General features: G+C 49.3%; 18 protein-coding genes. 10 read left to right on the top strand and 8 right to left on the bottom strand.

Annotated features, from left to right (window positions below; genetic code table 11):
• Positions 1-29 precede the first annotated feature (29 nt).
• From epsC to ftsZ, 7 genes are all read left to right on the top strand, one after another.
• A complete protein-coding gene (gene epsC, locus BWI97_RS13560; protein WP_141217586.1) occupies positions 30-830 on the top strand; it encodes a serine O-acetyltransferase EpsC in 801 nt (266 codons plus the stop codon).
• Positions 831-960: 130 nt separating this feature from the next.
• The gene (locus BWI97_RS13555; RefSeq protein ID WP_094816237.1) at positions 961-2,190 is read left to right on the top strand and encodes an FtsW/RodA/SpoVE family cell cycle protein; all 1,230 of its coding nucleotides are present in this window, start codon (positions 961-963) and stop codon (positions 2,188-2,190) included.
• 112 nt (positions 2,191-2,302) lie between these two features.
• The gene (murG, locus tag BWI97_RS13550; RefSeq protein ID WP_102201383.1) at positions 2,303-3,403 is read left to right on the top strand and encodes an undecaprenyldiphospho-muramoylpentapeptide beta-N-acetylglucosaminyltransferase; all 1,101 of its coding nucleotides are present in this window, start codon (positions 2,303-2,305) and stop codon (positions 3,401-3,403) included.
• A gap of 119 nt (positions 3,404-3,522) precedes the next feature.
• Positions 3,523-4,932: a UDP-N-acetylmuramate--L-alanine ligase gene (gene murC, locus BWI97_RS13545; protein ID WP_102201360.1), complete on the top strand. Its 1,410-nt coding sequence runs from the start codon at positions 3,523-3,525 to the stop codon at positions 4,930-4,932.
• 86 nt (positions 4,933-5,018) lie between these two features.
• A complete protein-coding gene (locus tag BWI97_RS13540) occupies positions 5,019-5,825 on the top strand; it encodes a cell division protein FtsQ/DivIB (RefSeq protein WP_094816231.1) in 807 nt (268 codons plus the stop codon).
• Positions 5,826-6,079: 254 nt separating this feature from the next.
• On the top strand, positions 6,080-7,636 hold the full coding sequence (gene ftsA, locus BWI97_RS13535) for a cell division protein FtsA (protein WP_094816229.1): 1,557 nt from the start codon (positions 6,080-6,082) through the stop codon (positions 7,634-7,636).
• 134 nt (positions 7,637-7,770) lie between these two features.
• Entirely contained in the window at positions 7,771-9,288 is a 1,518-nt protein-coding gene (gene ftsZ / locus BWI97_RS13530; protein WP_094816227.1) for a cell division protein FtsZ, read from the top strand.
• An 80-nt stretch (positions 9,289-9,368) separates the two neighbouring features.
• Here the strand turns inward: ftsZ and BWI97_RS13525 are convergent, their stop codons facing one another.
• The 4 genes from BWI97_RS13525 to mutL form a co-directional block, all read right to left on the bottom strand.
• Entirely contained in the window at positions 9,369-10,148 is a 780-nt protein-coding gene (locus BWI97_RS13525; RefSeq protein ID WP_233207845.1) for a porin family protein, read from the bottom strand.
• 6 nt (positions 10,149-10,154) lie between these two features.
• The gene (ubiE, locus tag BWI97_RS13520) at positions 10,155-10,877 is read right to left on the bottom strand and encodes a bifunctional demethylmenaquinone methyltransferase/2-methoxy-6-polyprenyl-1,4-benzoquinol methylase UbiE (RefSeq protein ID WP_255402859.1); all 723 of its coding nucleotides are present in this window, start codon (positions 10,875-10,877) and stop codon (positions 10,155-10,157) included.
• Between the two features lie 210 nt (positions 10,878-11,087).
• Positions 11,088-11,624: a hypothetical protein gene (locus tag BWI97_RS13515; RefSeq protein WP_094816225.1), complete on the bottom strand. Its 537-nt coding sequence runs from the start codon at positions 11,622-11,624 to the stop codon at positions 11,088-11,090.
• 181 nt (positions 11,625-11,805) lie between these two features.
• Complete coding sequence (gene mutL / locus BWI97_RS13510; RefSeq protein ID WP_102201359.1) at positions 11,806-13,872, bottom strand: DNA mismatch repair endonuclease MutL; 2,067 nt, start codon at positions 13,870-13,872, stop codon at positions 11,806-11,808.
• A gap of 345 nt (positions 13,873-14,217) precedes the next feature.
• Here mutL and BWI97_RS13505 point away from each other — a divergent pair, with 345 nt between their 5' ends.
• Together BWI97_RS13505 and BWI97_RS13500 are read left to right on the top strand one after the other, a co-directional pair.
• Positions 14,218-17,112 (top strand): glycoside hydrolase family 3 N-terminal domain-containing protein, encoded by a 2,895-nt coding sequence (locus tag BWI97_RS13505; protein WP_158242754.1) that lies wholly within the window; start codon positions 14,218-14,220, stop codon positions 17,110-17,112.
• Positions 17,113-17,116: 4 nt separating this feature from the next.
• On the top strand, positions 17,117-17,836 hold the full coding sequence (locus BWI97_RS13500) for a phytanoyl-CoA dioxygenase family protein (protein ID WP_102201357.1): 720 nt from the start codon (positions 17,117-17,119) through the stop codon (positions 17,834-17,836).
• 58 nt (positions 17,837-17,894) lie between these two features.
• Here BWI97_RS13500 and BWI97_RS13495 read toward each other — a convergent pair whose 3' ends face one another.
• The gene (locus tag BWI97_RS13495; protein WP_158242753.1) at positions 17,895-21,533 is read right to left on the bottom strand and encodes a DUF4450 domain-containing protein; all 3,639 of its coding nucleotides are present in this window, start codon (positions 21,531-21,533) and stop codon (positions 17,895-17,897) included.
• 324 nt (positions 21,534-21,857) lie between these two features.
• Here BWI97_RS13495 and BWI97_RS13490 point away from each other — a divergent pair, with 324 nt between their 5' ends.
• Entirely contained in the window at positions 21,858-22,283 is a 426-nt protein-coding gene (locus BWI97_RS13490) for a hypothetical protein (protein WP_233207844.1), read from the top strand.
• Between the two features lie 57 nt (positions 22,284-22,340).
• On the opposite strand, the gene tnpA is transcribed toward BWI97_RS13490, so the two are convergent.
• The 3 genes from tnpA to BWI97_RS13475 form a co-directional block, all read right to left on the bottom strand.
• Positions 22,341-22,787, bottom strand: coding sequence for an IS200/IS605 family transposase (gene tnpA / locus BWI97_RS13485; RefSeq protein ID WP_102201355.1), 447 nt, complete (start codon positions 22,785-22,787; stop codon positions 22,341-22,343).
• A 275-nt stretch (positions 22,788-23,062) separates the two neighbouring features.
• Positions 23,063-24,478 (bottom strand): glycoside hydrolase family 125 protein, encoded by a 1,416-nt coding sequence (locus tag BWI97_RS13480; RefSeq protein ID WP_102201354.1) that lies wholly within the window; start codon positions 24,476-24,478, stop codon positions 23,063-23,065.
• 96 nt (positions 24,479-24,574) lie between these two features.
• Positions 24,575-26,653, bottom strand: coding sequence for an alpha-L-fucosidase (locus BWI97_RS13475; RefSeq protein ID WP_102201353.1), 2,079 nt, complete (start codon positions 26,651-26,653; stop codon positions 24,575-24,577).
• Between the last annotated feature and the right edge of the window lie 93 nt (positions 26,654-26,746).

The raw sequence follows: 26,746 nt of genomic DNA, 5'->3' as shown, positions 1-26,746 counted from the left end.
GCATACCGATCTTATAAACCACTCGTTGCATGTTGCCACGCCCCTTTCTGGAAAGTTTGTATGAAGCCCATACGACTACGGAATATTTTCCAGCGACTTCTTCCGTAGCTCGTTTGGTTACTAGACTGGTTCTGCTTTTATTTCCGGAACAAACCAAGAAACACTACGATTCCGTAGAGAAACTCGGAGCCGCATTCGATCGGATTGAACAGGATTTAGGTGAGCTTTTACAGTCCATGCAAAGGCATCTACCTCAGGACGCTACGCAGATTGCCTCGCAGTTTGTCAACCAGATTCCTGAGATCTATCACTTACTCCGTAGCGATGTAGCGGCCATCATGGCGGGCGACCCGGCTGCTACTTCCGAGTACGAAGTGGTACGAGCCTACCCGGGTTTCTATGCAGTTGCTTTTTATCGGATTGCTCACGCTTTTTATGATCTGGGTATTCCGCTGTTACCCCGGGTACTGACGGAGTTTGCTCATTCCCGTACGGGCATTGATATTCATCCCGCCGCTGAAATTGACGAACATCTTTTCATCGACCACGGCACGGGTATTGTTATTGGAGAAACCACCAGTATTGGCAAACACGTAAAACTTTATCAGGGCGTCACCTTGGGAGCTTTAAGTGTGAATAAAGAACTGGCTTCGCAAAAGCGGCATCCAACGGTAGAAGATCACGTCGTCATTTATTCCGGAGCGACTATTCTAGGGGGTGAAACCGTCATTGGTCATCATAGCATTGTCGGCGGGAACGTGTGGCTCGTACACAGCATTCGGCCTTATACCAAGATCTATCATCAGGAGCAGGTTTTAATTAAAGAATAGCCGAAGTCCTGATAATGACGATGCTCCGAAAAAAAGTCGGAGCATTTTTTATTGATTTTATTTTGTATTTCCAAATGTAAATAATTTACATTTGTAAACGTAATTATCGTTCATCCTTCCTTTTTTCTTTATGACCCTCGAACGACTCCGTACCTTTTTTCGTCTGGAAGGTGATCGTACCATCTGGAATATTGTCTTAGCTCTGCTTGCCATTGGTTTGATTGTGGTTTTTTCGGCTCGAGGTACGTATCAATTCCACGATTTGCCTGATACAGGGTCGTTCTTGTTTAAACACATTCGGGACTTAACTTTTTGTCTCTTCATCATCATCGTTTGTCACCGACTGCCTTTTAAGAGTTATGCCAGTTTATCCCGGTATTTGCTCATGCTGTCGGTACTGCTGCTGATTCTGGTTCAGGTACTAGGCGTAGAAAGTGGCGGAGCGAAACGGGCTTTACCGATTCCATTCTTTTCCGGTTTTATGCCTTCTGATTTGGCCAAGTTTGCATTGATTGCGAACCTGGCTGCCATGTTGGCGAAACGGCTCAAGGCTAATTACAGTGATCCACTGGTTTTCGTACCGCCCATTTTCTGGTGCGGTTTTCTGGGTTTTCTGCTGGCTTTAAACTCCGGAAGTGCGGCTTTACTACTAATGGCTCCGTGCTGGTTACTGATGTTTATTGGTCAGGTGCCCATTCGCTATCTGGTATATCTGACGCTGGCAGGCTCGCTGGCCTTTGCGATTGCGTATGCCTTTGGGTCACGGGGAACCACTTGGGAAGGTCGCTTTAGCCGTCCGACCAATGTTATCTCACAAGTCATTCAGAAAGTACGTCCCCCCGAGCGTCTGACGCCGGAAGATCGTCGGATTGATTCGCAGGAAGAGTACAGTTTAGTAGCCGTAGCTTCCGGCGACTGGATTGGTCGGGGCCCCGGAAATAGTTTACAGCGAAATTTCATGACCCAAGCTTATTCCGATTTTGCCTACGCTATTCTGATTGAAGAGTGGGGTTTCGTTGGAGGCGTCTTTACCCTGGTTCTATACCTTTGGTTGCTGTACCGTAGCGTTCGTTTCGTAGCCTTCCGGCGACTGAAAAAGGCTGAAATTCAGAGTGGTCAGGCTTTTGGTTATTTCCTGGCAGCAGGACTGGCTTTTAGTCTGGTACTGCAAGCCTTGGTTCACATGGCGGTTTCGGTACAACTCATTCCCGTAACGGGTCAGACGCTTCCGCTCATCAGTTGGGGTGGTTCTTCACTCCTCTTTACGGGAGTTTCGATTGGAGCCATTTTAAGCGTTAGTCGGGAAGCCGCTGAAACTCAACCTGCTGAACCACGGGAAGAAGCTGCCATGGCTGCATAATTTTTATTGACTTCTCAGCCGCCACGTTGTTTTTTTGCGAAATTATTTTCCAGAATCTGGGAAAGAAATCGCTGAATACGGATTCTATTACGTTAAAAAGCTTTTAAACGACGTGTCAAAACGCATTATCATAAGCGGCGGTGGAACAGGCGGACATATTTTTCCGGCTATTGCCATTGCCAATGCTCTCAAGGCGAAAGATCCTCAAACGGAGATTCTTTTTGTCGGGGCAAACGGCCGTATGGAAATGGAAAAAGTCCCTCAGGCGGGTTATCCCATTTTCGGACTCGATATTGCGGGGATCAATCGATCTAATCTTTTAGCGAATCTTAGTTTTCCCGTCAAACTAACGAAAAGCCTCTGGGCCGCTCGGAAAGTAATTCGGGATTTCAAACCCGACGCAGCCGTCGGTGTCGGTGGATACGCCAGCGGTCCACTGTTACTTATGGCCGGGATGAACGGCGTACCGTATCTCATTCAGGAACAAAATTCCTACGCTGGCATTACCAATAAGTTTTTAGCTCAGAATGCCCGGAAAATCTGCGTAGCCTATCCGGATATGCAGGCGTTTTTTCCCACCGAAAAAGTAGTCATGACGGGCAATCCCGTCCGGAGTGACATCGGAAGTGTTTCAGCAACTGATCCCAACGTTTGGGAATATTTTAAAGGCTTATCGCCCGATGTACCTACGTTACTCGTTATTGGAGGTAGTCAGGGAGCCCGTACCATCAACGAAAGTATCGATGCCGGACTCGAACAACTGCTTGCATCGGGTTATCAGATTATCTGGCAAACCGGTAAGCTATACATCGACAAGGCTCGTCAACGGGTAGCTGCCCTGCATTCGAATCGGATCTGGGTATCGGATTTCATCAACCAGATGCCTTATGCGTACGCAGCAGCCACTGTGGTGATTTCCCGAGCCGGTGCTTTATCGATTTCAGAACTGTGTCTGGTGGGTAAGCCCTCCATCTTTGTACCGCTACCTACGGCGGCTGAAGACCATCAAACCAAAAATGCATTGGCTCTGGTACGCGAAGAGGCCGGATTACTGGTAAAAGATACCGAAGCCCGGGAAAAGCTGATCCCGACTACGCTGGAATTATTCAAGAGTAAGGAAGTACAGCATAGCATGGGCCAACAAATCAGGCAACTCGCTAAGCCTCAGGCCGCTCAACAGATTGCCGAGGAAGTATGGAAGCTGACGCAATAATCATATTTATTATTTTTTTCTTTTGATTATCAGTAGTTTATACGTTTAGTCACGGATTTCCGAAAACAAAACGCAACGCTTGTAGTCTCTTTTTAAAAGCTTTCTATTCTGTTTATTGCATGGTACCAGTCAAACCCATTCGTTCGTATAAGTCTGTTTATTTCCTGGGTATTGGAGGAATAGGAATGAGTGCCATTGCTCGTTGGTTTCACGTCAACGGGTACGCAGTGGCGGGTTATGATAAAACGGCTACCACGCTAACCAATGCGTTACAGGCCGAAGGAATTGCGATTCATTTTACCGATGCTCTGGAAGAGATTCCAGAAGCCTATCAGAACCCTGAAGAAACATTAGTCGTACTGACTCCAGCTATTCCGAAAGACCATACGGAATGGGCTTATTTTCGGGAAAAAGGGTTTCGCATTCTGAAACGCTCGCAGGTACTGGGTTTACTCACGGAAGAAATGTTTCTGATTGCCGTAGCGGGTACGCACGGCAAAACGACCACTTCGTCTATGGTTGCTCATATCCTTAAACACAGTGGACGGAATGTAGCGGCCTTTCTGGGTGGTATCACGCAGAACTATCAAACGAATTTTCTGCTCAATGAACCTGCTGAAAACCTGCACGAAGTATTATGTGTGGTAGAAGCCGACGAATTTGACCGTAGTTTTCTGACTCTGCATCCCGACCTGGCTATTGTCACTTCGACCGATGCCGATCACCTGGATATCTATGGTTCGGGCGACGAAGTACTCAAGTCATTCGGGGATTTTGTTAGTCAGATTAGGACGGAAGGCGTACTGTTTCTTAAAAATGGTTTGTCTTTAAACAATCAGACCAGAGCTGAAGTTCGTACGTATGGTTTTGAGTCAGGGATGTATCACGTTGAAAACTGCCGCATTGCTGACGCCCGTTTTAAATTTGATCTGGTTTATCCGAGTGGATTTTGCGAGGATATTACGCTGGTAGTCCCTGGTTTTCATAATGCTGAAAATGCGGTTGCGGCCTTTGCAGTTTGTCTGCAGGCAGGTCTTTCACCGCAGGAAATTCGGGCCGGATTGAATTCGTATCGAGGCGTAAAACGTCGGTTTGAATATCATCTGGAACTTCCGGAAACGGTCTATATTGATGACTATGCCCATCACCCAACGGAGATCGAGGCTTTTCTCAAATCGGTAAAAGCGTTGTATCCGAATCGGCATGTAACGGCTATTTTCCAGCCTCACCTGTTCACGCGAACCCGCGATTTTCAGGAAGGTTTTGCCGAATCGCTGTCGCTGGCAGATCGGGCTATTGTACTTGATATTTATCCAGCCCGCGAGTTACCGATTCCCGGTATTACTGCTGCTGTGATTTTTGATAAGGTCACTAGTGAAGACAAAATTCAGTGTACCAAGGATGAAGTACTGAATTTGGTGAACGGCCTGCCACTCGATATCGTCGTAACCATTGGAGCCGGTGACATTGATACGTTGATCACTCCATTGCGGGAGTTAGTCCAAGTGAAAGTAGGAAGGAAACTATAGTTTTCTTTGTGAAATAGATTAGGAAAAATCAGTATAGACTTTCCTAATTACCATAGAATAAATTTTGAAACTCAGGCCCTAAGGACTTGGAGAAGTTTTCTATCTTTCGGTTAAGAAACTGGGTAAAGGTCGTCCTGGGAGTCCTGGTAGTCGGCCTTTTGGTAGCTTTTGCCGAGAACTGGTACGCTTCCCAGCCCTGTGAAAAAGTAACGATTACGCTCAATGAAGGCAGCAAGGAAACGCCTTTGTTGTCGTCACAGGACATTAAGAATCTGCTATCGGAATTCGGCAGAAAGCCTCTGGAAGGAAAGTCGTTTGAAACGATTGATCTGAGCTTTCTGGAAAGTCGGGTGAAGTCGAGTCCCCTGGTAAAAGATTGTCAGATTGCCCGGAATTTACGGGGTTGGCTGGAAGTACATGTACAGACCCATCGTCCCATTGCCCGGCTTATTCAAACCGATTTACCTGATAACGGGTTAGATCGATATTTAAACGAAGAAGGCCGGTTTATGCCGCTTTCGGAGCGGTATACGGCTCGGGTAATGCTGCTTTCGGGCCCGTATTTTGAACGGAAAAATCATCTGAGAGCCCGACAGGATACGTCTTTATTTCATTTAATTGAGGCGATTCAAACGGACTCGCTCTGGCGGGCTCAGCTCGAATGGATGGAAGTAGATGCGGCGGGAAATATTATCCTCTGGCCTCAGGTAGGCGATACGGCTATTGAATACGGTCCGGCCATTGCCCGCGATGTAAAGTTTCAGAAGATAAACTTATTCTTCCGGGAAATTTTACCCTTGAGGGGTTGGAAAAGTTTTTCGAAAGTAAGCGTTCGTTATAAAAACCAGTTGGTTTGCACGAAAACGGATACCTTACTGGCTCTTCGTCCGTAAAGGTTTTTTTAAAAGGAAGAATGTCAGCTTACAAGACATCCTATACTCAAGTTTTACATGAACGAGCTAGAGCTTAAATTATCCGGAAAGCAGTCATACTGAGAATTTTAAGTGAAAAACACAAAAAAATATCCTAGTCAAAATCCTATTTTTTTCATTACTTTAAACCACAATAGGATTCCTGTAATTAACCGCCATAATTACTAGACTAAATTGATGAGCAATAACACCAATCAACCCTAAAGCTGTGCCGTATGGAGAAAAAGATTGTTTGCGGGATTGATGTAGGAACGACCAAAGTCTGCGTCGTGATCGGTCAACAGGATCACGACGAAAAACTGGACGTGCGTGGCGTTAGTCGGGTTGAATTTAAAGATAAGAAATTTAAAAATCTTGTCACCAAAGGAGCTATTCTCAACCCTGATTTTGTCAGCAAATTCATTAAAAAAGCATTGGCAGAAGCCATTGAACAGGCAGGCGTTACCCCAAATCAGTATTTTATCAGTGTAGCCAGTCATCAGGTTGCCTGTATACCAAAAATTAGTGACATCTCGCGGGATTACGTATCTGAGGGTGATGAAGTACGTCACGATGACTTACAACGCTTATTAGGTAGCGTAGGCCGTACGAAAATTGACGGTTCTGCCATATTACACGTATTACCTCAGGAGTATAGCGTTGACGGAGATTCTGAAGAACATTATCATATAGTGGGCGTTACCGGAACTCACCTACGGGGGAAGTTTCAGGTAATAACCATGCCTTTGAAGCCTTTAAGTACTCTTCTGAAAAGCTTGGATTGGGCTGGTCTTAGTAACATTCCACCCAAGCATGTGTATTTGGCTTCATTAGCTTCAACAATGGCCGTACTAAGTGACGAAGAAAAAGAGCACGGAGCCATACTGGTTGATATTGGAGCAGGAAAAACGGATGTGGTAATCGTACAGGGTGAGCTGGTACGCTACGTAGCTTCATTCCCCGTGGGCGGAAAAGCCATCACCAAGGACATTGAAATTGGTTGTGACGTATCCGAAAACGTAGCTGAAGACCTGAAACTCCGTTTTGGTACGGCTACGCACAAGGAAGTTCGCCTGAATGAAGTAGTAGCCGTACCGAACGTACTGGAAAGTCTACCCCCGAAAAATGTATCACTGAAAAACGTAGCCGTTATTATTGAGGCTCGTGTGAAAGATATTGCTACGTTCGTAGCAGCTGTGGTACGCCACGCCGGGTATGAGCGGAAAATCAAGACGGGTATTGTACTGACGGGTGGTGGAGCTCGCCTGGATAGCATTCAGGAGGTATTCCGATCCGTAACGGGCATGCACGTGCAGGTAGGTCGTCCGAATCAGGGTTTCAATAAACAGAAACCGGAAACGACGAACAACCTTTCGTACGCAACGGCGTTGGGCCTGGTCCGTTTAGGCTTCCGTTCACTCGATCCCCGCGATGAGCTGTACGAATCGCTCGTATCGGTACCTTCGCCTATTCAGGCACCCGTACCCACGCGTCCGCATACGTATACGACCAGTCAACATCACAGTCCGATGCCGAGCAATGGATCGAACGGTAGTAATGGTAGCTATACCAATGGCAACAACGGCCATACCCCCCGACCACCCGAACCTCCCCGGAATCCGGAAACGAAAGAGCCAACCAAAGAACCTGAACCACAGACTGAGCCTGAGCAGGAATGGAAATGGTGGCGATTACGCATGGATTTAAACTCCTGGTACAAAGCCATCTTCCGAGATGAATTTGAATCACGAAATGGTCAACGTCCCGACGGTTGGGAACCCAAAACTGTATAATGGAAATCAAACGGTCTCGGCCGTTTGATTTTCTGTTTATCCCCCGAATTGACTAACTTGTCTTTTTAGTTTTACCTCCGGACTAAACTCATTGCGTGAAGGCAACAAGCCTTTATGTAACCAACCTCAATAGTATGCTTCTTGATCATAATTATTCCTTTAGCTCCGTCAAGCACTTCCGCTCGTACATTAAAGTATTCGGTGTAGGCGGTGGAGGTTGTAATGCCGTCCGTCACATGTTTAACCAAACCATTGAGGACGTAGACTTCATCGTTTGTAACACGGATCGCCAGTCCCTTGACGAAAGCCCCATTGATTACAAGATTCAGTTAGGCAACCAGACCGTCAACCAGAAAGGGATTGGAGCAGGAATGGACGCGGCTCAGGGTCGGGCTGCTGCCGAAGAAAGTGAAGCAGAAATCCGGAAAGTCCTTGAAGACAATACGGAAATGCTGTTCATCACGGCCGGTATGGGCGGAGGAACGGGTACGGGTGCGGCTCCAGTTATCGCCCGTATTGCCAATGACCTGAACATTCTGACCGTAGCAATTGTCACGGCTCCTTTTGATGACGAAGGCGAAGATAAAATTGCACAGGCCCGCGAAGGGATCCGGGAATTACAGAAATACTGCGATACGGTTGTCGTTATTCTAAACGAAAAACTGCTGGAGCTTTATCCGGACATGACCGTCGACGAGGCTTACGCCAAAGCCGACGATGTCCTGGCCAATGCCGCCCGCTGTATTTCCGAGATCGTTACCAAGTCCGGTAAGATCAACTCCGATATGAATGACGTCAAGACCATCCTGAAAGGTGCTGGACAGGCCGTAATTGGCTTGTACACGGCTGAAGGCGATGATCGTGCCGTCACCTGCGTTGAAGAAGCTTTGAGCTCACCCTTGCTCGATAATCGTGATATTAAAGGTGCCAAGCGTATCCTGATTACCATCTCGTACAGCAAGGATTGCCCGATGCGAATGATGGAACAGAAAGCCATCACCAAGTTCATCGAAGACCGGATCGGTGGCAAGGCTCGCTTACTCAAAATTAGCCCCATCCCAGACGATAGCCTGGGCAAAGCCATGCGATTTACGATTATTGCCGCAGGTTTTGATCTGCCCGGTAACTCCGTATATCAACGTCCGATGGATGAGCCCGTAAGTCAGGCTCCGAAGTTGCCCTCGTATCAGAACCAGCCGGTTGCGGCTCCCGTAGTAGCCCCTCCCGTTCCCGTGGTTGAAGCGGCCCCTTCGCCAGTAGCTAATTACGGATTCAACGAATATCGTCGCGATACCCCAGAGCCTTCGGCTTCATTTACACCGGAAACTTCATTTACGCCCGAAGTTTCGTCCGTAATACCGGAAGCAGTGGTAGAAACGCCGATCATGGCTCCTTCGTTTACGGCTCCTGCTCCTACGCTGAATGAGGAAGATAAGGTTAAACACATTGAGCAGGAAATCTGGCGGGAAGAAGATCTCAGTTCGTCCAATGCCCGAATGATTCAGGAGTTTGTCCATAAGCTCAACCACCCCGATCAGGGTTGGGAAGCGGATCTGGAAACGCCCGCGTATATTCGTCAGAATATTCCTTTAGCTGATTTAATGGTCATTCTGAATGGCGAAAAAGTCAATCATTACAATCTGAACGACTAAACTTGCTATACCATAAAAAGCCCGGCAGATAGAAGTCTGCCGGGCTTTTTACTGTATAGACAATAGATAGACAGTTCCTTTTATTCAAACATCAGATAAATGGTTACCGTGTGTGAAGTCAATCGACTGATTCCCCGGTTCGCTACCGAGTTATTAGGTTGGATCATATTTGCGATTCCGTGCGAAAAGTGCAACTCTGGGGTAAACTTGAAGTACTCGAAAAACCGTTCAAGACCGACCCCGTATTCCACACTAAAATCGGCCGAGCGGGTCGCCAGCTGTCCTACGCCCCGGTTAATGTTCTGTTTTCTCCGTACGTTCGCTTCTAGTCCGGCCCGGAAACCAGCCACGGCGTACATCCGCGTATTACCCCGCCGCTCGGATTTATACTTGAGCATGAAGGGAAATTCTACCCAGGTCGACTCGCGAGTCAATCGTTGTTCAGTACCGTTGGTGTACGTTAAATCTACGGGACGACTGTAAATCGAAAGCGTTAGCGGTGAAAATCGGAAATCCAGCCGTGGACTCAGGTACACGTTCATCAAAAAACCCATCCGGAAACCCATGGAATTCGGTGAATGCATCGAACGGACCGAATCCTGCGTATTGTATTGGTCAGAGTGTTTGACCTGAAAACGCGTATTGGGTAGGCCAAAGAAAAACCCGTAATGAACCGTTTTATCATCGTAAAACTCCAGGTGTTTTCGCTGATAAATCGTATTCTGAGCTTTTACGGCGGGTATACCCAACACCATAAAAATAAAAATCAGGCCCGTAAGCGTTGAGCGTTGAAAAGAAGAAGAGCCGGAAATACGATCCGCGGAAGTCTGTACTTTAATAGCTCGAAACGCAATCGCCATAAATGATTATTTCTTTCCTATATAAATAGAACTGATACCAAAGGTCAAAGAGATAGCCCGGGTTTGGCGAAAACCAGATTGTTCGTATATCGCCAGAAAATCCTTACCATCCGGAAATGCCTGAACGGATTCGGGCAAATAACTATACGCTGCCCGATCTTTTGAAAAGAACTCTCCAATCGTTGGCGTAATGTACTTAAAATAAAAGTTGTACAGATGCTTGAAAAGAAAACCTTTCGGCTTGGAAAACTCTAGTACAACACAGGTTCCGCCCGGCTTCAGGACCCGGTTCATGTCGGCCAGACCTTTACCCAGATTCTCGAAATTCCGTACGCCGAAAGAAACGATCACTGCATCAAAAGAATTGTCCGGGAAGGGCAGCTTTTCTGAATCCCCCAGTTGTAATTCGATGATGTCGTCATGACCCAGCTTTTTGATTTTCTCCCGACCGTGAGCCAGCATACCCGCTGAAATATCTACGCCTACGATTTTCTTCGGCTTCAGAGCAAGAGCTTCCAAAGCAAAATCGCCCGTACCCGTAGCAATATCAAGAATGGTCTGGGGCTTTTCGGGCTTGAGTAAACGAATGGCTTTTTTCCGCCAGAGAATGTCAATCCCCAGGCTCAGAAAGTGATTCAGGAAGTCATATCGGTGCGAAATGTTATCGAACATTTTTGCAACCTGCTCCTTTTTGCTGCTGTCCTGCTCTTCTTTATAAGGTACGACCACGTCTGCTAGAATTTAAATGACCTGAAAATCACAGGCTTGCTGTATACTGTTATACGCTGGTTTGCCCGGGAAAGTTCGGCAAAGGTACGCGACTTCGCACGAATCATTTTTACGGAAAACAAAAAAACAGCGACTCCAAAGAAGCCGCTGTTTCCGAGCAAACGTTTTCGGAAGACCATCGTACAAAACGATCAGCCGTACCGAAACGTTTTATTTGATTTCCACATCAAAATCGACATTCGCGTCGTCATCGCCGGGAATGGGAGAGCCATCCTTCACGCCAGGCTGATGCCGAAGCTGTACTTTCAATTTGCCCTTCACTGCCGTAGCCGAAGTTTTAATCTCTCCGACTAAACCAATGGGTCGGTTATTGCGATCTTTATCCGTAGTAGTAACGGTTAGCGAGCCAGTCGGACTAGGCGTCATCACGACCAGGTGCTCGTCACTTTCTTCCCGAATTTCTTCTGTTACATCCTCCACGGGCGATTTGGATTCGTCCAGAAAGCGAACTGAATACGTATACGCCTGATTTTTAGCCAGCACGATGGAATCAATTACCGGAGCTTGTCCGCCTTCTCCATCGACATCTTTCCAGGTATACACTTTTGAGCTACCATTAGCCGTCAGCGTTAATTGCACTGTTGTGATTAATTCATTCTCGTCCGGTTCCGGATCATTTTCTTTCTTACAGGAGGAGAGAGCAACTAGAGCAAGGAGCGGCACATACAGCCAGAATTTCTTTTGCATAAAACGTTGAAGTTTGCGAATGGAAATACTTTCCTTTCGTTAAACGTGGAACAAATTCTTCACAAAAGTAACATACTTTGCAACATTGTTGCATAAACGGTATAAACTTTTGTTGCTGATTATAAAAAAAGCTCAGGCCATCAACAGACCTGAGCTACGAATGACTGGTACCAATGTATGATTACCGTAATAAACCCGCAAGTTTTTCGAGTCCCAGAATAGTGAAGGTCGGATCGCCTCCGGGTGTGTACGAAGGGTTACTTGAAGCAAATAACTGATCGACCAGGGCACTCATTTCCTCCGCAGATAAACGCGTCAGGTAGCGAGCCGCCGAACGCTTGGCAAACGAACGGGCCAAAGCCTCAGGCCGATCCAGTTTTAGCTCGGCGTAATGTTGCCGAAACTGAGCCAGTAAGCCTTCGAACAAATCCTCTTCATTTTCGTCCATCACTTCGGCGGGTATACCGTACAGGATGAACGCATCTTTTCCAATTTCAGCGAAATCGAAGCCTAAAGCCCGTATTTCCTGTTGAATTTCGATCACCAACTGAAAATCAATCGGGTTCAGGGAAACCGTTTTCGGAAATAATAATTGCTGGGAAGCGGCATTACGCTTTTCCAGGGAACCCCGGTATTTATCGTAAAGAATGCGTTCGTAAGCCGCCTTTTGATCAATCACCATAAGCCCCGATTTCACCTGCGAGAGTACATAGCGATTATGCACCTGAAACAGCATCCGTTCATAATCCAGTAAGGGAGCTTTAGCCGCTGGGCGGGGGGTCGCTTTCGAACTGAACGTTTGCTCGTGGGCAGGCTCTTGCGGAATTTCTCCAATAGGTTCCGTAGGTGACTCCTCCATCGGCAACCGGTTGGCCTTACTTTGAAAGGTAATACTGGCCCCAACCGAAATCGATTCTTCTTCCGGACCGACTTCAGGCATGGGTGGCGTGAAAGGCTTTACGCTGGGAATAATATCGGGAGGAATGGCAAAGATACTGTGACGCTCCTCCTGGGCCGGACCTTCCAGTCCCTCGAACAACTTTTCCCAGCTACTGATATTTCGTTTAGGGACCGAAGACCGGGAAGCTTGCGAAGCATAGGATTCGCGACTGGGAGTAGCAGATTCCTCGTCGGTAACTTTTCGGTTTTCGTGAACGGAGGCGTCGAAGTGACTGGCGTAGTCTTTCTGCTGAAACGACAGCGATTGAGCGGGATTGAGCAGATTGACGTCCATCTCAAAGTCGATGGCCGGAGCTAGTCCGTATACACCCGTCGCCCGTTTCACTGCCGCCCGTACAATGGCGTATACGGAGCGTTCGTCATCAAACTTAATTTCCGTTTTGGTCGGATGGACGTTGATGTCGATATGAGCCGGATCGATCTCAATATTGAGTACGTAAAAGGGATGATTGCCTTCGGGAATAAGCCCTTCAAAACCACTCAGTACGGCGTGATGCAGGTACGGATGGCGAATGAATCGCTGATTGACGAAAAAGAATTGCTCCCCCCGTACTTTCTTGGCGAATTCCGGTTTCCCAATGAAACCTGATACTTTCACAAATGGGGTTTCCTCCCGCGTATCCGCGAGTTGCTCCCGGTAATTTTTCCCGAATAAATCGACAATCCGGCGGGACATTTTGCCCCCCGGCAAATTATATACTTCCGTTTCGCCGTGGTGTAATGTAAAGCCCACTTCGGGATACGAGAGAGCAACCCGCTGAAATTCGTCCAGAATATGACGCATTTCTACGGGATTGGATTTCAGAAAGTTCCGACGAGCCGGAACGTTGAAAAATAAGTTTTTTACGCAGATGTTCGTGCCAACGGGCGTCTGGCAAGGCTCGTGCGTTTTCAGTTCGGAAGCGTCAATTTTCAGGTGCGTACCCAGTTCATCTGATTCCCGGCGGGTCCGTAATTCAACCTGAGCTACCGCCGCAATGGAAGCCATCGCCTCACCCCGGAAACCCATGGTACGGATTTTAAACAAATCTTCTGCCGTACGGATTTTAGAGGTAGCATGACGTTCAAAACACATTCGGGCGTCAGTTTCAGACATGCCGATGCCATTGTCAATGACCTGAATCAGCGTACGACCTGCGTCTTTGACCAGCAACTGAATTTGCGTAGCCCGTGCATCGATGGAATTTTCAAGCAACTCCTTCACTACCGATGCGGGTCGTTGTACGACCTCGCCCGCCGCAATCTGGTTCGCAATAGAATCGGGCAGGAGTTGAATTATATCTTGCATGAAAAAAATCGGCTTATAATGGGTCTTCCGAATGAATGTATGATTCCGAAAAAGACTCTGAATGAATTCCTAATCGGGTGTGTTGGATACTGTAGAAACGCGAATTTCGTCCAAATCCCTCGTAAAAGCGAACCGAATTTTTGAAATATGTATGTTTTGAACTCATACTTTAGAGATATTTTCGCGTTCTCGTAGTACGTATTGATGATCAGGATGTTGAAGAATAAGTTAGTTTATCTGGGATTAAGTGTTCTGTGGGCTCTGACGGCTTGGAAATCCCCGAAATCTATTGAACGTGTAAGTACGGAAAGTCAACCGGTTTCTTCCCTTGTACTGACGAACCCGATGCTGGATTCTACCAGAGTTTCGGCCGCTCAGCTATGGGTAGACAGTACCCTTTCGAGCATGACACTGGACGAGAAGATCGGCCAGTTTTTTGTCATTGGCACGTACTCCAATCGGTATGAATCGTACTACGCGACCATTGATCGACTCATCAAAGCGTATCATGTTGGAGGGGTAATCTTTTTTCAGGGAGACCCGTATTCACAGGCTGAACTGAGCAATCGCTATCAGCGGCAGTCGCGGATTCCCCTCATCGTTTCATTGGATGCTGAAAACGGTTTAGGGATGCGGCTGGCGTTGGGTACGTCCTTTCCGCATCAGATGACCCTGGGAGCCATTCAAAACAATCAGTTGATTTACGAAATGGGGCGGGAAATTGGTCGTCAGTGTAAACGCATTGGTGTACAGATGAATTTTGCCCCGGTCGTAGATGTTAACTCCAATCCGCTCAATCCGATTATTGGGTACCGTTCGTTCGGCGAAGATCCCGTAAACGTAGCCGAAAAAGGAAAGGCCTACGCCCGAGGCTTACAGGAAGCGGGCGTACTAGCCTGTGCCAAGCATTTTCCCGGCCACGGCGATACCCATACCGATTCACACCGTACCTTACCCAAAATCACGCACGATCTGGCCCGTCTCAATCAGTTTGAGCTGCCGCCCTTTCGGGCCTTAATCGAAGACAGTGTGGCGAGTATTCTGGTCGCTCACCTGGAAGTACCGGCCTACGAATCCCGACCCATTGCGTCTACCCTTTCGGCCCCCATCGTTACGGATTTGCTAAAGAATCAGCTCAAGTTCAATGGACTGGTGGTGACGGATGCCATGAATATGCGGGGCGTGACGAAGGGAAAACTCGCTCCGGAAGCCAACTTACAGGCCTTACTGGCGGGTAATGATCTATTACTGCAACCCGAAAGCGTGGGAGCTTCCGTACAAAAAATCAAGCAGGCCATCGAAAGCGGCCAGATTAGCGAAGAGGAAATTAACCGCCGCGTCCAGAAAATTCTGTATGCGAAACATCGGGTCGGACTGGTGCCGTATCAGGCGGTTCCGGTGAGTAAGACGCTGGTTAAAGAATTGAAAACGCCGCAGTCGGAAGCCTTGCGGCAGCAACTGTACGAAAATGCGGTAACGGTCGTCAAGAATGACCAGTCACTAATTCCATTCGTCCAACTAGATACCCTGAAACTGAGTGCCATTGCCATTGGCGAGAGCGATGGTAACGTTTTCCAGAACACCTTACGCAAATACGCCAACGTAACGTGTTACGCCAACGGTACCAAAACCGACGAGCGTTTTTTTGCGGAAATGCTGGGCAAGGTTGATTCCAGTCAGGTGGTTATTGTGAGTCTGCACGAAATGCGGCAGAAGGTAGCTCAGAACTACGGGGTTTCCTGGGCGTCGGTAGAATTCATCAAGCAGTTGGTGAAGCGGGGTAACCGCGTGGTAGTTTGTGCCTTTGGCAATCCGTATAGCCTCAAATATTTCCCGACAGTACCGACGTTAGTATGCGGTTACGAAGGCGATCCCTATGCTCAAACGGCCGTGGCGGAAGTACTCTTCGGAGCCATTCCGGCTCTGGGTAAATTGCCCGTATCCGTCGAAGGTTTGTTTCCAGTAGGACACGGCTTGCCTACCCAAGCCATTGGCCGACTGAGTTACGGTCAGCCCGAAACGGTGGGGATGAATTCAGGCAAGCTGCAACGCATTGATGCCATTATGGACGAGTCGATCCGGAAGGGAGCTTTCCCCGGTGGACAGGTACTCGTCGCTCACAAAGGCCGCGTAGTCTGGCAGAAAAATTACGGAAAACTTACGTACAACCTCACTCCGTTCGAACCCGTTCGGGACACCACCCTGTACGACCTGGCCTCGGTAACGAAAGTAGCCGCTACGCTACAGGCCGTAATGTTACTCAACGAAAACGGGCTTCTGGATCTCAATCAGAAAGTATCGTATTACCTGCCTGAACTGATAGGAACGTCGAAAGAACACCTGGTCATTCGCGACGTATTGATGCACCAGTCGGGTCTGCTGGCATATCAACCCTTCTGGGAACGTACCAAACCCCAAGGCATTTTCAGTCCCGATTTCGATTTACGGGTAGATACCCTGAACTATACGTTACTGGTGGCCCGCGACCTGTGGACCAAACCTGCTACCATTGATTCCGTCTGGAAATGGGTGGTGAATAGTCCGATGACCGGGCAACGTGATCGTCGGGGTCAGTACAAGTTTATCTATTCCGATCTGGGCCTGATTATGTTGCGTCGCCTCGTCGAGCAGGTTTCCAATCAGCCCTTGGAAGAGTTGGTACAGGATGCCTTTTACGAACCACTGGGCATGTACAATACGCTCTTCAGTCCACTCTGGAATGGGGTAAGCGACTGGAAAATTGCTCCAACGGAAGACGACCGGGTCTTTCGGGAAGTCCTGCTTCGCGGCACCGTTCACGACCAGAATGCGGCTATTCAGGGCGGTGTATCGGGTCACGCGGGTTTGTTCAGTACAGCCAACGATCTGGCGATTCTGATGCAGATGAATCTACAGAACGGGTATTACGGCGGACGGCGGTATTTCTTGCCCTCTACCGTTCCTATGTTTTCACACAATTATACGCTCCGTAGCCATCGGGGACTGGGCTGGGATCGGCAACCCGATGCCAATGGCAATGCGTACATCTCTTCTTTTGCTTCGCCCCGGGCTTTTGGACATTCGGGCTTCACGGGAACGCTGGTCTGGGCTGATCCGGCTACTGATCTAGTACTCATCTTTCTTTCCAACCGCGTCCATCCGAACGCGAACAATAACCTGATTACCAGCCTGCGAATCAGGCGTCGAGTGATGGATGCGGCGTATGAGGCGATTGAAACGTCTATTATTTCGCAGAAGTAAACCAATGGAATACACCTCGCTGAAACAGCAACTGGCAAATAAGGGATACGCCATTACCAAGCCTCTTTTCAACGCCGCGGAAATCGATGCGATTCTGCGGCACGTATCGGAAGTAGATCCGGCGAAACCAACCTTCCGCAAAACGGCTGATCTGTTTGCCATCCGGCAGTTTCTAAAGGAAATACCTGACTTACAGCCTCTGTTGTTCAAGCCCGCTTTCAATGCTTTAGTACAGGAACTATTGGGCAAAAATGCTTTCCTCGTCAAGTCCATCTATTTTGATAAACCCGAACAGTCGAACTGGTTTGTTGCCTATCATCAGGACTTAACCATTTCTGTGGATCAGAAAATAGATCGGGAAGGCTTCGGTCCCTGGACGGTGAAGCAAAATCAGTTTGCCGTACAGCCTCCGCTGACAATCCTGGAAAATAACCTAACGATTCGTATTCACCTGGATGATACGACTGAATCGAATGGAGCCCTGAAAGTAATTCCGGGATCGCATCGCAGAGGTGTGTACCGACCCGAAGCCATTGACTGGCAGCAGGAAATGGAAGAAATCTGTCCGGTAACATCGGGGGCCGTGATGCTTATGAAACCGCTCTTACTGCACGCGTCCAATCGTACTACCAATCAGCAGCGACGCCGGGTGATTCATCTGGAATTCAGTAATGAACCCTTACCCGAACCTCTGCAATGGTCGGAACAGTGTTTCCCGTTCTGATTCAACTACTCTTCGAACGGTTATAAACGTTTGAGAAACGAACCGTACGCTGCACCTATCAGGGCCGTACCAAAGTTACACTCATCAATCCAATCACTACATCGTTAGCTAAGGCCGTAAGTTTGAGTTCTTTCAACGTTTTGGAAGGATTGAGCGGCAAGTCCAGTACCGTAGCCGCTCCGCCTTCGATTTCCTTGCCGTTGTACTTGTCGAGTTTTTCACCGTAGACGACTTCGCCCGTTTTCAGGTGTACGCGGGGTGGATGTACGGCCCCGGTTGAGAAGGCAAAGCCATCGTCCAGATAGTCTTTTTCGATGGGCCACCAGTTTTCAGGATTGCGTAGTACTAGTCGCTCCGCAGTACCGTCCGTATAACTGATTTCCAGCAAACCATTTTCAATCCGGCTCTGCATGGGATTGGTCGAACCCGCCAGAAGCAGGTACGCATGCGAAGCCCGGCCGGTGACAGGCAGTCGAGCCTCCGTTGGGTAATTGTCCCAGCGGGAAACGAAAAGTATGTTTTTCCCCTCCCCCGGCGACTGAAACCGAATTCCCTGCGGCAAGGTAAGCGTGTGTTGGTGCTGAGCGAGGTGCTGACGTAAACCCGAGTCGTCGATCTCTGCCATCAACAGCGGGTGCGTCCATTCGCCAATGCCCTGCGTGGGCAGTTGCAGCGTAGGCGTTTGCGGTCGGGGCGACAGGTACTGATTCCTGAAAATCTGCGTTACCCGGTCGTTGAAGTACGGTGTGAGCGATACCGGTTCCTGAGAAGATTCCGGCAAGGCTGCCTCCCAGTTAGTTAGTGTCAGGGAGAAACGCTCGCCTGAATTGGTTTGAATCGTTATCGGATTGGTACCGGGACGAAGCTGGCCTATCGGAATCCGGATTGGTTCAGACAATCCTCTGGGTTCCAGTTTTACTTCCGCGGATATACCCCGAACGGTGTACTGCAGCTCCATGGCTTGATCCGTGTGATTTTTTAGCTGAAAGGCTGTCTGTGCCGACTGAGTCACGAGTAATAGCCGTTCCTGTACCTCAAAACAAACCGGATGCCACCAGGTCAGCTGTCCCTGTTTTAACTGGACAAAGGCCGTTCGCGAACCGGATTTGGAAGTAATCGTTGCACGCAGGGTATGTCCCTTCGTTTGTACATTCTGCCAGACTCCCTGCGGGTCAAAAATCTTTTGAATGAGAGTTCCGGGAAATAGAATGGTCTGGGCGGTACCCTGAGCGTAGGTATCGCGTAATGGAATGGACTTAAAATCATTTCCCGTCCACTCTATGCGTATTTCATACGAGTCCTGTGCAGGACTGTTGATTTCGATTACGGGCTGACCAATGGCGTCGGGTACCATCTTCCAGGTTACTTTCTTTCCGTTGATGGTGATTTGTTTGATCCCGTCCCGTAAGGCGTTTACCCGTACACACAAATCCAGTTTTTTCGAAAACCGGGGTTTCAGGGTGTATACGTCCGTCAGGCCGTTTCGCTTGAAGTCGTACGATAAATCCGGGATTTCCAGGGATGCGTACGGCCAGGCTTTGGGTAAGCCCGGACGAATCAGGAGCCGGTTATTCAAGGCATCCGGTACGATACCGAACAAGCCTTCCACAAGTGTTCGGGAATTGATACCGACCGGGTCCCCAAAATCCCGATAGGCTTCCCCACGATTGGCATCGTAATGGGAAATCTGAACAAAGTTTCCGGGACTTCCCCCCAGATACATCGATGCCAGCAATTCGCTTTTCCAGAGTTTGAAGGCTTCTTCCGTACGCCCCGCCTCCCAGTTTGCCAGAGCCGTATGAGCCGATTCGGCTAAAGCTACATTATTAATGGACCACTCATACGGCATCCAGTTGCTGGTTGAAATCGTATAGAAGCCTTCGTCGCTGAGCCCTTTGGCCCGTACTGGAATGTGCGGAATCTGGGTATCGATGTAGCGTAAGTTCTGGTAGGCCTGAAAAGCATCGGGCACGTCGGAATCGATGGTGTGGTAGATCGTCCATAAGGCCGGAACATCGTGGCGTTTCTTCAGGCCCATGGCATCCTGGAATTCAGCGTATACACCCTTTTCGGGAATCCACAGAACGTGGTTAATGGCCCGATGAATGGTTTCAGCTTCCCGTTCGTAGGGTTTCGCATCTTCGCCCAATAGCTTCGCCAGCGTGGCGGCCATCCGATTCGCCCGGTAGTTGTACGCCGAGGTATGCGTAACGGCTCCACCGCTGTATTGCAGGGCATCACTGGCCCAAATGGCCGCGTAGGCATCGTAGAGACCGTCACCATCGGGATCGAAGTTGCGTTTTTCCCAGGCCAGATGCCGCTGGATGACGGGCCATAACTCCCGGGCGAGGGTTAGATCACCCGTCCAGTTCAGGTGCCAGAGCAGAGCGTCGATGTACACCAGATTCATGTCGTAATGGTGCGGACGAATGGATTTCCCCTCCGGATCACGACTGATATAGCCGCTTGTAAACACCGCATTCCCCAGTTTCTCCTGCTGGCGAGCCAGATGATTGGCCGTATCCGGTACGCTCGGTCCGGAAGCGGGTGCAGTCATTTGCGATTGAGCGTAGGCCCGAAAATGCGTTCGTGCCCGGTCATGCCAGCCCAGGGGGTCGGCCGTATACGCTCCCCGCCAGCCATTCAGGCGAATCCGCCAGCCGATGGCTCCGTGCAAATACGAAGGCGTTTCCCAGAGGGCATCCGAAGCGATACTGAGGGCACCGCCAACGGTATTGAGGTAATGATCAGGCGTTTTGACCTGAATGCGATTCGCTACTTTTTTTCGGGCGATCTCGGCTTCGGCAAAAAGAGTCGCGGCATTTGCATATACCAGTTCTGCTTTACTTTCCGGATTCTGCAAAGCAAAGTACAGCGGCTCATTTCCTTTCACTCGACCCGTCAGTACGGGTGAGGCCGCCGCCTGGGATTTAGCCAGTTGCAACGGAGACTCTTGTTGCGTAGCATCGGATAGTTGAACCGTAGAAGCCGCCGGCACGAAGCCGAGTAGAGTCTGTTCTTTTTTGAGTTTGGCTGTTTCAGTAGAAGTAGATTGTACGGGCAGTCCGGAACCGTACCGGAGGGCGAAGGTATTTTTCTGAATGGTGAAGCGATTATCGGTACAATATTCCGGCTTCAGGTAAAAGCTTGATTCCGGATCGGGACCCATATCGCCGTTGCGACTGAATTTTTTCCCGCTGGCTCCGCCGAAAGTCCAGCCTAGTTCCAGATCATCCGATACGTTCTTGAACTGAGCCTTGACGATGATTCCTTCTGCGTCGGCTAAGGGCAAGATGGTTAGTTCGAGCGTTCCCGGTCCTAAAAGTGCATCCTTGATTTCATACAACATCGAGCCGGGTCGGTACCGGGCCGTGATGGTGTCTGCGTCATTCATCCATTTACTGACTGAGCCTTTCACCAGGCCAAATTTCAGATTCCCGCCCATCCCTGGCATATACAGAGCAAACTCGGGCAGATCGCCCGCTTCGGCCCGAAAAGCCGTGTTGGTTCCGTATAGGGCTCGGGTAAACCTTCGCTTGCCATTGACTATGACGAAATCTTTACCGTCGGGGCGGTACCGTAAAGCCCGTTGCTCGCCGTGCCAAGAACGATCGGGCAGGGAAACGGGATACAATTCCTGAGCCTGAAGCTCATATACGAAGATGAAATGGGTTAAGAAAAAAAATCCCCCTATCAAAAGTATATGGGGGATTGACTTACTTTGCTGAGTCATTCTACGTACGTTTTCGTTTCGAATGATCGCTTTCCTCCGAATTATTGCCTGTACTGTATACCAACTTTGTAACCCCATACCGTTAAGCTTTTACAAATTATCCCGTATGCTTCTTCGTTCGTACGCCAGTCGTTTCTTCTGTTACGTGAGCCTGTTATGGGTAGGACTGTTTTTTCAGGGTTGTGTCCCCGACTTTCTGTTTTCTGATCCGGAGTGGGTGGTGATTGAAGCGTTTAGTCATGAACCGATTTTTAAACGCAAAACGGGCATTTTGATCAGCCTCGGGAAGTGGCGGCCACCGTTACTTTCGACAGTACCTGTATTTATGATTTACAGAGTGTCGATCAGCATGACTGGAATAAGGTGATTGGGCTGGGCTTTGTCGGATCCAAAAATCAGGATTTAGGTTCAGCACCGCATCAGGTAGACGGGGCTCGGGTAGCCTGGCGGTGGAATCCGGAAACGCAGAAAATTGATCTGGGTTGTTATGCGTACGTGGACGGCCAACGCACGGCCTTCAAAGTCGGCGAAACGTCCATTAATCAACCCACTCGACTGAGTATTAAAATTGATTACGGTCGAAAGGAATATCGGGTCATGGACGGTGAGCCCGTACGATTCAATCACAACAAGAAGTTTGCTTACAAAACGGGATTGTACTTTGGTGGGAATCAGCCCGCTCCGCATACGATTCGGGTGCGGATTAAGTATTAAATCTTGCCCGATTCCCCGGGTTGTACCCGGGGCTAAGGATGTTGAACTCCTCCGGAGTTATAACAAGTATCTTTCGTCGAATGCAATGCCGTGTTCCTGGAGTAAGTCCCGGAGTTCATCGGGAAAGGTCTTCAAGCGGTGGTGCTCCTCCTGATTCTTCACGTAGGCGATCAACACCTCTTTCTCTTTTTGCGAATACGTAAATGCTCCGTATCCAACCTGCCAGCCCCGGAAGTCTCTAAACAGGTTTTGCTCTTTGATGTACTCCGAACTAGCCAGCTTGAGACTTTTAACCAAATCGGCCAGAGCTACGGAAGGATGAATATGCGTCAGGATATGCACATGATCCTCTACTCCGTTGATTCGGTATAAACGACAATTCTTCCGTTGAAGAACGCCCCAGAAATAGCGGAATAGCAACGGTCGATTCTCCCGCGTCAGCGTCGGTTCACGATGTTTGGTACTGAAGACAATCTGATATAAAATCTGGGTAAAGGTGCTCATATACAGAAGAATGATCCATAAGAGCAATGTTAAGAGGATTCTTATCCGTCTTGACCACCGTTGAATAACTAGAAAAAACTCCGAAGGAGTTCAATATAAATAGCCCCGGGTGCAACCCGGGGAGGAGTGCCCCAACGAAACCGGGTTAATTCCCCGCATTTCATACGGGGCTATTCGTAGTAAACCCCTTCGGGGTTGGGGATTCCCAACCCACGAAGGGGTTTACTGTGATTAACTATGGGTGCAACCCATGGCCCGGCCCTACCCACAAAAGCCTACAAAGCCCCCTTCAAAATCGCGGGACGTTCATTCGCCACCTTCAGTACCAATTCACCGAAGAGCGTATTTGACCAGGCAAACCATTTACGGGTGAAGTTATTCGCGTCGTCTTTGTTGAACGATTCGTGCATGAAGCCCGTACCCGCGTGCGTCATTTTCTGCTGCTTCAGCTGAGCCCGGATTTCCGCGTCGCTTTGGGAAGTCAACGCCCGCATGGTAACCGCAATCGGCCAGATACTGTCCACCAGCGTGTGCGGACTACCGATTCCCTCGCCCGCTTTTCCTTTCGAGAAATACGGGTTGGAATCGCTTAAAATCAGTTTTCGCGTATTCTGATAAATCGGATCTTTCACCGATACAGAATCCAGGTACGGCAGAGCCAGCAGACTCGGTACATTGGCATCGTCCATAAACAGAGCATTGCCAAAGCCGTCTACTTCAAACGGAAATACTTTGCCAAACTTCGGGTGCTCTACAATGGCGTATTTCTTCAACGCCTGCTCGACTTCCGTCGCCAGCGTTTTACACTCCGTTGCCAAAGCCGAGTCACCAATTTTCTGACTGATTTCCGCTGCCTGTTTCAAAATCGCTACGGCAAAGAAATTCGACGGTACCAGAAACGGATAAATCGTGGCATCATCCGAAGGACGGAAAATACTCGTGATCAAACCTACGGGTTTGGTCGGGTTGCCATAGCCATTGCCGGGAACGGTATCCGTAGCCCAGGCCGTTTTACGGGTAAAAGTATACGGACCGCGATTTTCTTTCCGCTGCTGTTCACGGAACGTCTGGATAATCATGCGGATGGACTGTTTCCAATCTGCATCAAACGGACTCGTATCCCCCGTCGTTTTCCAGTAGCCATACGCCAGACGAACCGGGTAGCACAGGGAATCGATTTCCCACTTCCGTTCGTGCAGTTCAGGCTTCATCTTCGTATTATCCGAATACCACTCGCTGTGGCCAGGGCCGTTGTAGAAGGCATTCGCATACGGATCAATCAGGATACATTTGGTCTGACGACGAACCACTCCTTCAATCAGTTTCCGCAGCGGCTCATCGTCTTTCACCAGCGAGAGATACGGCCATACCTGAGCCGTACTGTCGCGTAACCACATGGCGTCGATGTCGCCCGTAATCACGAAGGTATCGGGTTTGCCGCCTTTTTCGCTGTAATGAACCGTGGTATCGAGGGTATTGGGGAAGCAGTTGCCAAACAGCCAGGCCAGCTCCTCATCCCCGATCATTTTCTGTACTCGCTGGATAGTAGCTTCTACGGCTTTGCTGGTAAAATTGCGTTTGTTGGCCGCAATCCGTACTTCCGGGAAAGCCGCCGCCGCCTTACCCGTAAACGGAAGCATCATTCCCGCACCCGCCAGGGCCGACTGTTGAATAAAATCTCTACGATTCATGTGTTTCTTGACTATTTTTCAGTGTAGCGTTTTCAGTTGATATAGTGCGGAAACTTCGATTTTAACTCGAAGCCGCAACGGATTTGTCCGGATGACTTATTTGGTAATCACGCCCAGCTCGGCCACGCGAGCCCAGGTTTCCTTTCCGTTCGTAGACTCTACCGCTACAAACCGCAGGAATTGTCCCGGCACTGTTTGCTTAAAGCGTACGCGTTGTTCGAGCGGGTTATTCTGAATGTTGTCGAATTGTCCCTCCGCAACGGGCTGGCCCCAGTTTTCACCATCGGTCGATACGTACACCCGGTATTTGTAAACCGTGCCACTGCGGTGATCCGAAGCGTCGGGAGTGTACGTAAAGCCTTTCAGTCCGAGCGTTTCACCTAAATCAAGCGTGAGCGTATGCGGGTAAGAAGCATCCTTGGCCGAAGTCCATACGGTCGTTGGATCCCCATCGATAGCCTTATCCGCTTTCTGATCAATGTTCCATTTGGTGGAAGGCATATCAAAATCTACCGTCGTTACCGGACCGCTCTGGGCCTCGCCGAACGCCCGTGCTTTCACCGTAGCTGCCTGGGGTAACGCAAACGCTTCACTATACAAGGGCGAAGTCGCTTTCGGCTCCGACCCATCCAGCGTATACCGAATTTCCCGAACGGATACGGGCGAACTGATCGTCACGGTTCCTTTCTGATCCCGGCGAACCGTCGGAGCGAGTAATTGCTCGGGTTCCGTATAGACACCCAACTCGCTGATGGTTACTGCTACGGGCGATTTCGTAATCCGAACGCGGATTTTTTCCGTGGTATGATACTTCGGCAAGCGTACCAGCCGCAAGGCTCCTACGCTGGTGCCCCGGTGGATTTCTTTCCAATCCCCGTTTTCCCAGACGTCCAGAGCAAACTCCTCGATTCGCTGGCCTAAAGCGATGGCCTCCCGAATACTCAGCACATTGAATGAAACGGGCTTCGACCAGCTCAGGACCAGTTCCGGCGTCGTTACGTCGTCTTTGCTGGCCCAATAGGTTTGGCGGTTGTTGTCGAGCATGGTTTTTACCGCAAAGCCCCGGCCACCCGTAGCCGTTACCTGAGCCGTATTGGCCCAGTTTTTGCTAAAAGTCTTCTTCAGAATTTCACCGAAACTTTTCAGAATGGCCACGTCGTCTCCGTGTAACTGACCGCGTTTATCAGGCGAGAGACCCAGATCAAACGCGGCTCCGCGACCCACACTTTTATAGTACAGTTCCAGCAACTGCTGCGGAGATTTAGACTTCCCATCCTGACTCGCGTGATAAAACCAGCCCGGTCGCAGGGGTACGTCACACTCCGCCGGAATCCATTTCTCTCCGTTTCGTGTACCCGTCGGAGCGTCGTAGTCATTGGCGTTGCCGGGTACGCCTTTGCTTTTCCCATCCGCCGCCGTAGGCGTAAAAGTTGCCCAGGACGTTTCGTTAGCAAAACCCTTTTCATTGCCTACCCAGCGGACGTCCCAGCCTATATCACTGAAAATGTTGGCATTGGGTTGTAGTTTCCGGGTAATCTGCCAGGTGTTGTCCCAGTCGTAATACGTCAGATTATTGATTTTCCGGGATTCGCGGGCCCCACCGTAGTAGCCATCGCCGCCGTTGGCACCATCATGCCAGGACATAAACAACTCACCGTATTGCGTGTACAATTCCTTGAGCTGGGCCTGATAAATGGGCAGGTATTTATCGGTTCCATAGGCTGCACTGTTACGGTCCCAGGGCGAGCAGTACAGGCCAATTTTCATACCGTTTTTCCGGCAGGCGTCCACCATTTCCTTCACCATATCGCCTTTTCCGTTGCGGAAGGGACTTTTACTGATGTTGTAGTCAGTGGTTTTGGTCGGCCAGAGGCAGAAACCATCGTGGTGTTTGGCGACGAATACAATGCCCCGAAATCCGCCTGCTTTGGCCGATTTTACGATTTGTTCCGCACTAAAATTCGAGGGATTAAACGTCTTCGGATCGGCATCACCGTACCCCCACTCCTTGTCTTCAAACGTTGTAGGCGTAAAGTGTACAATGCAGTACATTTCTGTATCGTGCCACTTCAACTGGCGAGCGGAAGGTAAGGCTCCGTAGGGCTTGGGGGCTTGTTGAGCAAGACTAGACAGACTTAAAAAGCAGCCCAAAATGGGTACAAAGAGGTGTTTCATAGTAGCCTATAGATGCAGCGGTTCTGTTCGTTAACGGCTTATCCTTACGTAGCTAAGCGAAAAAACAGCGACTTAGACTCGTTTAGATAATAA

Origin of the sequence: Siphonobacter sp. BAB-5405 (assembly GCF_002872335.1) — a bacterium.
Classification (GTDB): Bacteria; Bacteroidota; Bacteroidia; order Cytophagales; family Spirosomataceae; genus Siphonobacter.
Note: the sequence above shows the minus strand (reverse complement) of the source record. Positions and strands in the feature narration are given on the sequence as shown.

Coding starts and splice junctions, on each gene's coding strand:
- epsC (WP_141217586.1), top strand. CDS start 30: ATGTTGCCACGCCCCTTTCTGGAAAGTTTGTATGAAGCCCATACGACT.
- BWI97_RS13555 (WP_094816237.1), top strand. CDS start 961: ATGACCCTCGAACGACTCCGTACCTTTTTTCGTCTGGAAGGTGATCGT.
- murC (WP_102201360.1), top strand. CDS start 3,523: ATGGTACCAGTCAAACCCATTCGTTCGTATAAGTCTGTTTATTTCCTG.
- ftsA (WP_094816229.1), top strand. CDS start 6,080: ATGGAGAAAAAGATTGTTTGCGGGATTGATGTAGGAACGACCAAAGTC.
- ftsZ (WP_094816227.1), top strand. CDS start 7,771: ATGCTTCTTGATCATAATTATTCCTTTAGCTCCGTCAAGCACTTCCGC.
- BWI97_RS13525 (WP_233207845.1), bottom strand. CDS start 10,148: ATGGCGATTGCGTTTCGAGCTATTAAAGTACAGACTTCCGCGGATCGT.
- BWI97_RS13515 (WP_094816225.1), bottom strand. CDS start 11,624: ATGCAAAAGAAATTCTGGCTGTATGTGCCGCTCCTTGCTCTAGTTGCT.
- mutL (WP_102201359.1), bottom strand. CDS start 13,872: ATGCAAGATATAATTCAACTCCTGCCCGATTCTATTGCGAACCAGATT.
- BWI97_RS13505 (WP_158242754.1), top strand. CDS start 14,218: ATGCTGGATTCTACCAGAGTTTCGGCCGCTCAGCTATGGGTAGACAGT.
- BWI97_RS13500 (WP_102201357.1), top strand. CDS start 17,117: ATGGAATACACCTCGCTGAAACAGCAACTGGCAAATAAGGGATACGCC.
- tnpA (WP_102201355.1), bottom strand. CDS start 22,787: ATGAGCACCTTTACCCAGATTTTATATCAGATTGTCTTCAGTACCAAA.
- BWI97_RS13480 (WP_102201354.1), bottom strand. CDS start 24,478: ATGAATCGTAGAGATTTTATTCAACAGTCGGCCCTGGCGGGTGCGGGA.
- BWI97_RS13475 (WP_102201353.1), bottom strand. CDS start 26,653: ATGAAACACCTCTTTGTACCCATTTTGGGCTGCTTTTTAAGTCTGTCT.